The organism is Serratia sp. 14-2641 (assembly GCF_001692375.1).
GTDB lineage: Bacteria > Pseudomonadota > Gammaproteobacteria > Enterobacterales > Enterobacteriaceae > Chania > Chania fonticola_C.
The window spans coordinates 291,750-303,515 of the sequence record NZ_LXKR01000088.1 but is presented as its reverse complement, the minus strand read 5'-3'; the positions used below and the strand labels follow the sequence as shown (position 1 = coordinate 303,515).

Here is an 11,766-nt window from a genome sequence, read left to right as displayed (position 1 = left end):
CGCGCAGAGGGGAGAAGAAATGCCTTATTTATCTGGTAACACCATGATCCAACATGCATGGGAAAACGGCTATGCCATCGGCGCGTTCAGCGCACACAACGCCGAAACCATTCGCGCCATTTTGCTGGCAGCCGAACAGGAGCAGGCCCCGATCATGATCCAGGTGGGGCAGAAAGTGATTAGCGTGATGGGTCTGGAGCCCATGAAGGCGATGATCGATGCCTTTATGCACGATATCACGGTGCCGGTGTGCATCCACCTGGATCACAGCCGCAGCTTCGAACAGACCATGCAGGCGGTGCAGGCCGGGTTTCAGTCGGTGATGTTTGACGGCTCTCACCTGTCATTTGACGAAAATGTGCGGATCACCCGTGCCGTGGCGGACGTTGCCCACGTGTTGAACATTGGGGTCGAAGGTGAGATCGGCAAGATCGGCGGCACCGAGGATGATATTTCGGTCGACGAAAAAGACGCTCTGATCACCAGCAGTGACGAAGCGCTGCAGTTTGCTCAATCGACCACGGTGGATTATCTGGCGGTGTCCATAGGCACCGCTCATGGCCTGTACAAGCAGGAGCCCAAGCTGGCGTTCGAGCGCCTGCAAGAGATCCGCGAGATCGTCAAAAAGCCGATTGTACTGCACGGTGGCTCCGGCGTACCTGACGATCAGATCCGTAAGGCGGTCTCACTGGGGGTCGCCAAGGTGAACGTGGACACCGAACTGCGGCAGGCCTTCACCCAGGGAATGGCTGAAGTGCTCGACAAAGATCCGCACGAGTTTGTCTTGGCGGTGTCGCTCGGGCATGGCCGTGATGTGATGCAGGCCAAGGTCGCCGAAAAAATCAGGCTGTTTGGCAGCCAGGGTAAAGCCGCTCAGTTTTAAGCAACCGTTGCGCGGCAAGCTGCCGCGCTAACCATAGGGCATCGATTATGACAACCATTCAACGCCAGCATTTTGGCGAACATCAAGGGCAGGCCGTTTCCCTTTTCACGCTGACCAATGCCAACGGAATGCGGCTGTGCGTGACCGATTACGGTTGCATTATTACCGAGCTTTGGGTGCCGGATCGCCATGGGCAAGCGGAAGATGTCGTGATGGGGTTCGACAATTTGGCGGCTTATCAGGCCGGGCATCCGTTCTTCGGCGCGATAGCCGGGCGCTGCGCCAACCGTATTGCCGGTGGTCGTTTCAGCATCGACGGTCAGGAATATATTCTGGCCACCAATGAACTCCCTACCGGACAACACCTGCACGGCGGACGTCGGGGTTTTGACAAGTATGTCTGGCAGGCACAGGAAGACGGCGACGGCATTATTTTCAGCCGTACCTCTATCGATGGTGAGGAAGGTTATCCGGGCAATCTGCAGGTTAGCCACCGCATCGGCCTGACGGAAGATAACGTGATGACGCTGAGCTTTGAGGCACAGACGGACAAGCCGACGCTGGTCAATCTGGTCAATCACAGCCATTACAACCTGCGCGGGCATCAGCACCTGATCCACGATCAACAGCTCAAGATCGACGCCGACTTCATCACCCCGGTGGATGAAACCACCATGCTACCCACCGGTGAAATCCGCCGCGTTGCCGGGACGGCATTTGATTTCCGCAACGCCCGTCGTCTTGGGGACGCCATGCTGCACCGCCCGGCACAGGATTTTGATATGAACTATGTGCTTAAGCCTGGCGACGGTGCTTTGCATCCCGCCGCGACCTTGATCTGCCCACAGACCGGGCGAGTGATGGAAGTACACACCTCGCTGCCGGGCGTGCAGTTTTATAACGCCTTTAAGCTTTCCAACAAGATCTGGAATGGCAAGGCTGGCCATCGCTATCAGGCGTTTTCCGGCATCTGCCTTGAAACCCAGGCGTTCCCAGACAGCATTCACCACGCCCATTTTGGCAACGTAGTGCTGCGCCCAGGGGAAAACTATTACAGCCAGACTGAACACCGCTTCAGCACCGTGGCATAGATTTATTCGATTACTGGAAGCAATGTGATGAAAAATAAAGCAAAAGTAGGCGTGTTGGCGCTTGGCCGCACGACCTTCGACGTGCCCTACGCGCAAGAGATGTTGGCGCAGGCCTGGCAGACGCTGAGCGGGATGGATATCGAGCTGGTGGGGGAACCGGTATTGCAGTTTGATGCCGAATCGGCTCTGCAAATACTGCCTGCACTCAAACAGGCCAATCTCGATCTGCTGCTGATCCTGCAAGTGACCTTTACCGATGCCTCCCTCACCACCGAAGTGGTGCGTGATTTCCCAGTGCCCACGGCGATGTGGTCATTCCCGGAAGCCCGTACCGGTGGCCGTTTGCGCCTGAACTCTTTCTGCGGGGTGAATCTGGCTTGTCATGCCCTGAGCCGTGAAGCCATCAACGTGCAAACGCTGCACGGCCAGCCGGACGATAGTCGAGTGATTAACGAATTACAGCAGTTGGCGCAGGCCGCAGCGATTGTTAAACGCTTCAAACAGGCCAAAGTGATGGTGATTGGCGAGCACCCGCTGGGTTTTGACGCCTGCAACTACAACCAGCAGCAGCTGACGCAGCACTTTGGCGTTGAGGTGACTCGCCAGCCGGTGCTGGAGTTTATTGAAGAGGTGAAGGCGCTGCCGGACAGCGTAGCCGATGCGCCTTATGCCCGCCGTGCCAAGGATTTCCCTAACCTGGCGGAAATGGATCAAACGGCCACCCGCAAAACGCTCAAGGTTTATTCTGCCCTGCGTGAAAAAGCGCAGCGTGAAGGTTACACCGGCATTGCCGTGCGCTGCTGGCCGGATTTCTTTACCGACTACGGATGCGCTGCGTGTGGGGCGTTGGCATTGATGAACGAAGATAAAGTGCCCTGTGGCTGCGAAGCCGACATGTTTGGCGTGCTCTCTTCGCTGATGGCGCTGTGGGCCTCTGGCAATGCGGCGTTCAATACCGACCTGGTGGATATCGATCCGCAGGATAACAGCGTGGTGTTCTGGCACTGCGGGCAGGCACCGATCGAAATGGCCGATCGTGATGGCCCGGTGCAGGCCACCATCCACTCCAACCGCAAGCTTCCTTTGCTGTCTGAATTTGCTCTCAAACCGGGGCGTATCACGCTATGCCGCATCACTCAGGGCGAGGGCAAGCTGCGCCTGATGCTGGCCGGTGGCGAAATGATCAAGGCTCCGCTGGCGTTTTCCGGCACAGCCGGGACCGCGCGCCTGGATGTAGATGCAGACACTTACCGCCAGCGCCTGATTGCGGCGGGTATGGAGCACCATACCTCGCTGGTTTACGGCGAGCACCGTCCGCTGCTGCGCAAAGTGGCCGGTCTGCTTGGTTTGGACGTGATTGAACTGACCTGAGCGGGCAACCAACGCTTGGAAAAATACGGCATTTAACCTTTTGGAGAATGGATCATGGCTTCTCAGCAAGGCTTGGAACTTACGCAACACGCAGGTGGATTTACGTTGACCTTTCAGCAGCGAGTGCTGATACAACACACGGCTGCTGCTCCGTGCCTGTGGATTGGGCGCGGCAAGGCGGATATCGAGATGTTCCGCGGCAACTTCAGCATCAAAGACCAGCTCAGTGAAAAACTGGCGCTGACCGAAACCCAGATCGTCCCGCAGGACAAAGGCTGGCTGATCCGCTTTAGCCGGGGCGATGTGGCCCAGTGCACGCTGGCAATCACTACCGATGCACAAGGGCGGTTGGAAATGCAGCTGCGCAACAGCGACGAGCAGAACAATCGCATGTGGCTGCGCCTGGCTGCCCAGCAGGAAGATCACGTTTATGGCTGCGGCGAACAGTTTTCCTATTTCGACCTGCGCGGCAAACCTTTCCCGTTATGGACCAGTGAGCAGGGGGTTGGCCGTAACAAGCAGACCTACGTTACCTGGCAGGCAGACTGCCAGGAGAACGCCGGTGGTGATTACTACTGGACCTTCTTCCCGCAGCCGACGTTTGTCAGCAGCCAGAAATATTACTGCCACGTAGAAAACAGCTGCTACATGAACTTCGATTTTTCTGCCCCAGAGTTCCATGAACTGGCGATCTGGCAGGATCAGGCGGTGTTGCGCTTTGACTGTGCCGACAGCTACATCAGCCTGTTGGAAAAGCTGACCGCATTACTTGGCCGCCAGCCGGAACTGCCGGACTGGGTGTATGACGGCGTCATCCTGGGTATTCAGGGCGGCACCGAGGTCTGCCAACAGAAGCTGGACGTAATGCGCGAGCACGGTGTCAAGGTTAGCGGGATCTGGGCGCAGGACTGGGAAGGACGGCGGATCACCTCTTTTGGCAAACGCCTGATGTGGAACTGGCGCTGGGACAGCGAGCTGTACCCGGAGCTGGATAAACGCATCCCGCAGTGGAAAAAAGAGGGGGTACATTTTCTGGGGTACATCAACCCTTACGTAGCCATAGAGAAAGAGCTGTATGCCGAGGCGGCCGAGAAAGGCTATCTGACCAAGGATTATGACGGCAAAGACTACCAGGTTGAATTTGGCGAGTTCTATGCTGGCGTAGTCGATCTCACCAAGCCTGAAGCTTATGACTGGTACAAGAACGTCATCAAAAAGAATCTGATCGAATTTGGCCTCGACGGCTGGATGGCGGACTTTGGCGAATATCTGCCGACCGATACCGTTTTGCATAACGGCATCGATGCGGAAATCATGCATAACGCCTGGCCGGCACTATGGGCCAAGTGCAACTACGACGCGCTGGAAGAATGCGGCAAGCTGGGCGAGATCCTGTTCTTTATGCGCGCGGGCTACACCGGCAGCCAGAAGTATTCGGTAATGATGTGGGCGGGCGATCAGAACGTGGATTGGAGCCTGGACGACGGCCTGGCTTCGGTGATCCCGGCGGCGCTGTCGTTGGCGATGACCGGCCACGGTCTGCACCACAGTGATATTGGCGGTTACACCACGCTGTTTGAGATGAAACGCAGCAAAGAACTGCTGATGCGCTGGTGCGAGTTCTGCGCTTTCACGCCGATGATGCGTACCCATGAAGGCAACCGTCCGGATGATAACTGGCAGTTCGATCATGACGTGGAAACCATCCGTCAGTTTGCCCGCATGAGCCAGGTATTCAGCTCCCTCAAGCCGTACATCAAGCAGGCGGTGGCGCTCAATGCGCAGTCCGGCTTACCGGTGATGCGCCCGCTGTTCTTGCATTATGAAGACGATGCCCACACCTACAGCCTGAAATACCAATACCTGTTTGGCCGCGATCTGCTGGTGGCTCCGGTGCATGAAGAAGGGCGCACCGACTGGACGCTCTACCTGCCGCAGGATAGCTGGATCAACCTGTGGACCGGTGAGCGGCATAGCGGAGGGGCCGAGGTGACGATAGCAGCCCCAATGGGCCAGCCGCCGGTGTTCTATCGGGCGGATAGCGAGTGGGCGGAGTTGTTCGCCTCGCTACGCACGCTGTAATCACCAACTGTCAGCCGCCCGTTGCCAAACCGGCAAGGGCGGCTATCTCTGGGAATAGGTGTTTTCCAAGGAGAATCACCATGAGTGAAGCTAACCAGGATCCGGTGAAGCTGATATTGCCCCTGCGCGAGAAATTCGCCTATGGCATGGGCGATGTCGGTTCCAACCTGCTGTTGTGTGTCGGCACGCTGTATCTGCTGAAATTCTATACCGACGTGTTGGGGATCCCCGCCGCGTGGGGCGGGCTGATCTTTCTCATCTCGCGTTTCTTTACCGCCTTTACCGACATGGGCACCGGGCTGATGCTCGATTCCCGGCGCAATATTGGCCCCAAAGGCAAGTTCCGCCCATTTATCCTTTATGCCTCAATGCCGGTGGCGTTGCTGGTGGTAGCCAACTTTATCGGCGTGGGTGCCTCGTTTGACGTCACCGTTAAAACGGTGATCGCCACGCTGATCTTTATGGCGTTCGGGCTGTTCTTCAGCATGATGAACTGCTCCTACGGCGCGATGGTGCCCGCGATGACCAAAAACCCGCAGGAGCGTGCGCAACTGGCTGCCTGGCGGCAGGGCGGGGCGACGGTGGGTCTGTTGCTGTGTACCGTGGCGTTTGTGCCGATCCTGTCGCTGTTTAATGGGCGTCCACAAGTGGGTTATCTGGTAGCAGCGGCGATCTTCGCCTTCGTCGGCATGTTGTGCATGTGGTGGTGCTATTCCGGCGTTAAAGAGCGTTATGTCGAGATCCCGAAACCGGGCGCACCCAAGCCGGGTCTGTTGCAGTCCTTCAAGGCCATCGCCGGTAACAAACCGCTGTTTGTGCTGTGCGTGGCCAACCTGTGCACGCTGGCGGGGTTCAACATCAAGCTGGCGATCCAGATCTACTACACCCAATACGTCCTCAACGATATCACCCTGCTGTCCTATATGGGTTTCTTCAGTATGGGCTGCATCCTGCTCGGGGTGCTGCTGGTCCCGACGGTGGTGAAACGCTTTGGCAAGAAAAACGTCTATCTGGGCGGCCTGTCGCTGTGGATCCTGGGCGATGCCATGAACTATATGTGGGGCAATACCTCCACGCTGTTTGTGTTGTTCTCTTGCCTGGCGTTCTTCGGCACGGCCTTCGTCAACAGCCTCAACTGGGCGCTGGTGTCGGACACCGTGGAATACGGTGAGTGGAAAACCGGCGTGCGCTCGGAAGGCACGGTTTATACCGGCTTTACCTTCTTTCGCAAGGTTTCCCAAGGGCTGGCGGGTTTCTTCCCTGGCGTGATGCTGGCCTATATCGGCTATGTTCCTAACGTGGCGCAGGGGCCTGGTACGCTGGAAGGCTTGCGGCAGTTAATCTTCCTCTATCCTTGTGGCCTGGCCGTGCTGACCGCATTGACCATGGGGCTGTTCTATCACCTGACGGAGAAGAACTACCTCAAGATCGTCGGTGAGCTGGAAGAGCGCAAGCGGGTGGTAAGCCCGGCGTTATAAGCGGCCAGGTGTTAATCGGGGCGAATTTATTCGCCCCTGCAACCAGAAAGACGCAGGGTGTAAGACAATAATAAGGACCCGTCAGATGGCCAACTCTTTATCCTACCAAGATCCCGTTACGCTGCGGTTGCCGCTGCGTGAAAAGTTCGCCTACGGTATGGGGGACTTCGGTTCCAACCTGATGCTGTGTATCGGTACCCTGTATTTGCTGAAGTTCTATACCGACATTCTGGGATTACCCGCCATCTACGGCGGTGTGATCTTCTTGATCGCCAAATTCTTCACCGCCTTCACCGATATGCTGACCGGCGTGCTGCTGGATTCCCGGCGTAATATCGGTCCCAAGGGCAAGTTCAGGCCGTTTATCTTCTATGCCTCGCTGCCGGTGGCTTTACTGGCCGTGGCCAACTTTCTCAATAGCGGGTTCAGCCTGAATACCAAAACCGTACTGGCCACCGTACTGTTTATGCTGTTCGGCCTGTTTTACAGCCTGATGAACTGCTCCTATGGGGCGATGGTGCCAGCCATCACCAAAAATCCGCAGGAGCGCGCGCAACTGGCCGCTTGGCGGCAGGGAGGGGCAACGCTGGGGTTGCTGTTGTGCACCGTGGGCTTTGTCCCGATCCAGATGTTGTTCACTTCACGCCCGGAGATGGGCTATCTGGTTGCCGCGGTGGTGTTTGCGACCTGTGGCGTGTTTTGCATGTGGTGGTGCCACGGCGGAGTCAAAGAGCGCTACGTTGACGTGGTACCGGCGCATCATAAACCTGGCATCTTCAAATCCTTCCGCGCCATTTTCCAAAACCCGCCGTTGCTGGTGCTGTGCATTGCCAACCTGTGTACGCTGGCGGCGTTTAATATCAAGCTGGCGATCCAGGTCTATTACACCCAATACGTGTTGCACGATATCCATTTGCTGTCCTATATGGGCTTTTTCAGCATGGGCTGCATTCTGATTGGCGTGCTGATGGTGCCAGCGGCGGTGAAGCGCTTTGGCAAAAAGCGGGTCTACCTTGGTGGCCTGTTGCTGTGGTGCCTGGGCGATCTGTGTAACTACGCCTGGGGCGACAGCTCGCTCTCTTTCGTGGCGTTCTCCTGCATGGCCTTCTTTGGGACGGCCTTCGTCAACAGCCTGAACTGGGCGCTGGTGCCCGATACCGTTGATTACGGCGAATGGAAAACCGGCATCCGCGCGGAAGGCTCGGTGTATACCGGCTATACCTTTTCACGCAAGATCTCCGCCGCATTAGCCGGATTGTTACCGGGCATTATGCTGACGCAGATCGGCTATATTCCGAATATTGAGCAGTCAGCCTCGGTGCTGAAAGGCTTGCGTGAGTTAATCTTTATTTATCCCTGCGTATTGGCGATGGTAGCCGCCGTCATGATGGGGTTTTTCTATAAGTTAAATGAGCAGCTATTTATGCAAATAATCACCGAGATTAACAACAAAAAAGGAAACCGCGACGAACAGGCCGAGCTTCATCCGGCAATCAATACGGCAATAATCAAAGAAGTCTAAGCCAGGGTATTACTCACAATAACGCACAGCTGTCATGCCTAACGGCATGGCGGCGGGATTTCTGCATGCTTTTATCAGGATTAATGACACAAGGAAACTCAACCATGTCTACTTTCTGGGGTTGTAGCAGCAATAAAACCAATACGATACTGCTGGTGGCGGCGTTGTTTGCCTCAGCCAGCGCTCAGGCCGGACGTGCCTATCTGGAAACTCGTGAGGCTTATAATACCGCCTCTGAATTAAACGAAATCATCCTGCGCGGCGGCTATAATTTTGAGGGGGGAGCCGGTGTGATGGCCACCAACGCCTATAACATTGGCAAGTTTGATCAGCTCAAGCACAGCTATAACGAGCTGGAGGGCTGGTATCCATTGTTCCGGCCAACGGATAAATGGACGGTGTCTCCTGGTGGGCTGGTCAACTCGAGCAGTGCGGGCTCTGGCGGTGCCGTCTACCTGGACAATAACTATAAATTCCTGCCGTTTTTCAACCTGACCGTGCGTTATCGCTATAACCATAATAACTATGATTCCATCGATTTTAACGGCAACCCGGCGCGTAATGATACCCATGAAATTGCCAACTACTGGAACTTTAAGCTCAGCGATGAGTTAAATTATACCTTCGAGCCACATTACTTTATCCGGGTAAACGATTTTAACAGCAAAAATGGCAAGAGCCACCATTGGGAGATCACCAATAAGTTCAGCTATAAAATTGATACCCATTGGATGCCCTATCTGGAGCTGCAATGGCTGGATCGCTGGAACGATTATAATAAGGAGCAGTATCGTATCCGCGTAGGGCTGCGGTATACCTTTTAAGCCACACGAATAAAAAACCCGGCCAAGTCTTGGCCGGGTAAAAAGAGCTGAATGTAACATTGATGCCGATATCGAAGGGGATATCTAGGAGCCAGCATAGCCCTGCAATGTGACAGGCAGATGTCAGCCTAAGCCTTGCGGTATAAACGGCGCGGATGACCGATATTACCGTAGAGCATTTCGACGCGTATAAACTGGGTCGTCACGCAGTATTCCAGATAGCGGCGTGCGGTGGTTTTGCTAATGCCGGCGTGTGCCACCACGTCTTCCACCGCATGGGCTACCTCTGGCCGATCGTTGAACAACGCCTGCACCAACTCCAGGGTGATGGTTTCAATCCCTTTGGCGCTGGGCTCGTTGGAAAACTGCTTGGACTGCAGGTTATACAGCGCATCGACGCTGCTCTGGTCGTTGACCTTGAAGGTACGCTGGGTCTGTACAAACTGCATAAAGCGTTCCAGCGAATTGCGCAGCCGCTTATAGGATACCGGTTTGATGATGTAGTCGAAGGCCCCGTTGCGGATCGCCTGGCTACAGGTATTCATGTCGCTGGCTGCGGTGATAAAAATCACCGAACAACCGGGCTTTTTCACCGCCGCTTCTTCCATCAGCGCAATCCCCTGGCCGTCTGGCAGAAAGTTGTCCAGCAGGATCAGCCGGGGCTGGTGAGCATTCACTTTTGCTCTGGCTTCCGCCAGGGTTGCGGCATAGGCCACCACCCGCAGGTTGAAATTTTTCTCAAGAAATTCGGCGTGCAGCGTGGCCAGTTGCGGCTCGTCTTCCACGATCAGAACGTCCAGTGTCTCAGGTTGCATAGGTCGGATCCGGGTGCTTAAGCTTTGGGGATAAACAGCGAGAAAATGGCGCCGTGCGGATCGTTGTCCGACACTTCGATGCTGCCATGCGCCTGAGCGACGTGGCTGGCCACCAGGTGCAAGCCAATACCGTGGTCGCCCTTATCTTTGGTTGTCACGCCTTGTTCAAACAGCGTATCACGAACCTGCGGTGCAATCCCGGTGCCGCGATCGGCAACTTCGATCACCAGCTCGTTGCTGCTGTCATTGATATAGAGTTCTACCGCTTCGTGCGGTGCCGCGCAATGCAGCGTAGCATCGAACGCGTTATCCAGCAGGTTGCCAATAATCGACATCAGCTCGGTTTCATTCAGCGCGGCGGGGATTTGGCGCAGTTGGCAAGCGGGATCGAAACGGAGCTCGATGCCTTTTTCCCGAGCGCTGGAGTATTTGCCCAACAGCAGGCCACACAACGCGGCGGAGCTGAAGCGCTGGGAAATAAAATCGAGGATCTCCTGTGCGCCTTCAGACTGGGCTTCCACATAGCGGATGGCCTCGTCATAACGTTGCATATGCAGCAAGCCAGCGAGCGTAGCCGTCCAGTTCAGCTGTTCGTGGCGCATGATGCGCAGGTTATCGGCATAGCGTTTTACCTGGCTAAGCTGGCTGCTGAGGGTGTTGATGTCGTTCTTGCCACGAAAGCTGATCACCCACCCCTGTAGCTCCTCTTCCTGCATGATCCGCACCCGGCTGGCAATCACTCGCACATGGTTGAAACGGCACACCTCATCATGGGTGTCGTGCCCCAGCTGCGCTGCGGCAAAGAAATCGGGCTGTGACTGGATGATCTCCCCGATATGCTGGCCCAGCAGATTATTGGCCGGTTGGCGCAGATCCAGCAGCTCACGCGCGGCATGGTTAATCGTGATGATGCGCAGTTGCGGATCTATGGCGATCACCCCTTCATAGATGGCTTCCAGCAGGGCTTTTTGCTGGCGCACCAGCAGCGCGATCTCTTTTGGCTCTAATGAAAACATCTGGCGTTTCAGGTTCTTCGATAATAGCCAGGAAAAGATAAACAGCGCCATCAATAACAAGACGATCGAGGCCACGATCTGGGTCAGCGTATGGGCATTTAAACTGTCGATATGGGATTTAAGATAACCGACGGAAACAATACCGATCACCTGGTTATTGTCATCCACAATCGGTGCCTTGCTGCGTAATGAAATACCGATCCCCCCGTTGCGGATCGAGATAATGCTTTTGCCTTCCAGCACTTCTTTATTATCGCCCCCCACCATAGGGGTTCCCAAACGGTCGGCATGTTCGGAATGGTAAAGGTGCATGGTGTGGCTATCGCCGATGACAATATAGCTGGCATCGCTGCTGGCACGGATTTTTTTCATCAGTGCGGCGATATATTGCGTGTCGTTATTTTCAACGGCGGTGATCAGGGAGGGGATCAGCGCAATCTCACGTGCCTGCACTTGGGCACGGGCGCCCAGATCCCGGTGCAACTGCGCATCCAGTTTGTAGTAAGTGTAAACCCCGATCAGCGTCAGCAACACGCAGGAAAAGGCGACCAGGCACAGGAACAGCTTGATATGAAAAGAGAGTTTGATGTGCATGGTTTGCCGCGGGTCCTGGTGTCTGTTTGGGTGACTACCCTATCATGAGTCGCCCTTGAAGTAATATTGCCCAAGATCAAGTTGTGAGCA

9 protein-coding genes are annotated in these 11,766 nt (G+C 55.6%); 7 read left to right on the top strand and 2 right to left on the bottom strand.

The annotated features are described in order from the left end of the window. Positions 1–19: 19 nt before the first annotated feature. The 7 genes from A6U95_RS26720 (at position 20) to ompL (ending at position 9,251) form a co-directional block, all read left to right on the top strand. Positions 20–883 carry a class II fructose-bisphosphate aldolase gene (locus tag A6U95_RS26720; protein WP_065686682.1) on the top strand — a complete coding sequence of 288 codons (864 nt, stop codon included), beginning with the start codon at positions 20–22 and terminating at the stop codon, positions 881–883. 47 nt (positions 884–930) lie between these two features. Then, on the top strand, positions 931–1,974 hold the full coding sequence (locus A6U95_RS26715) for an aldose epimerase family protein (protein ID WP_065686681.1): 1,044 nt from the start codon (positions 931–933) through the stop codon (positions 1,972–1,974). Between the two features lie 27 nt (positions 1,975–2,001). Continuing rightward, the gene (locus A6U95_RS26710; RefSeq protein ID WP_065686680.1) at positions 2,002–3,345 is read left to right on the top strand and encodes an L-fucose/L-arabinose isomerase family protein; all 1,344 of its coding nucleotides are present in this window, start codon (positions 2,002–2,004) and stop codon (positions 3,343–3,345) included. A gap of 54 nt (positions 3,346–3,399) precedes the next feature. Then, positions 3,400–5,427 (top strand): alpha-glucosidase, encoded by a 2,028-nt coding sequence (locus A6U95_RS26705; RefSeq protein WP_065686679.1) that lies wholly within the window; start codon positions 3,400–3,402, stop codon positions 5,425–5,427. Between the two features lie 80 nt (positions 5,428–5,507). After that, the gene (locus A6U95_RS26700) at positions 5,508–6,905 is read left to right on the top strand and encodes an MFS transporter (protein WP_065686678.1); all 1,398 of its coding nucleotides are present in this window, start codon (positions 5,508–5,510) and stop codon (positions 6,903–6,905) included. 85 nt (positions 6,906–6,990) lie between these two features. Then, entirely contained in the window at positions 6,991–8,427 is a 1,437-nt protein-coding gene (locus A6U95_RS26695) for an MFS transporter (protein WP_024530707.1), read from the top strand. 104 nt (positions 8,428–8,531) lie between these two features. After that, positions 8,532–9,251 (top strand): porin OmpL, encoded by a 720-nt coding sequence (gene ompL, locus A6U95_RS26690; protein ID WP_065686677.1) that lies wholly within the window; start codon positions 8,532–8,534, stop codon positions 9,249–9,251. A 128-nt stretch (positions 9,252–9,379) separates the two neighbouring features. On the opposite strand, the gene A6U95_RS26685 is transcribed toward ompL, so the two are convergent. Next, positions 9,380–10,066 (bottom strand): response regulator, encoded by a 687-nt coding sequence (locus A6U95_RS26685; protein ID WP_065686676.1) that lies wholly within the window; start codon positions 10,064–10,066, stop codon positions 9,380–9,382. A gap of 17 nt (positions 10,067–10,083) precedes the next feature. Beyond that, positions 10,084–11,676 carry a sensor histidine kinase gene (locus A6U95_RS26680; protein WP_065686675.1) on the bottom strand — a complete coding sequence of 531 codons (1,593 nt, stop codon included), beginning with the start codon at positions 11,674–11,676 and terminating at the stop codon, positions 10,084–10,086. Positions 11,677–11,766 lie beyond the last annotated feature (90 nt).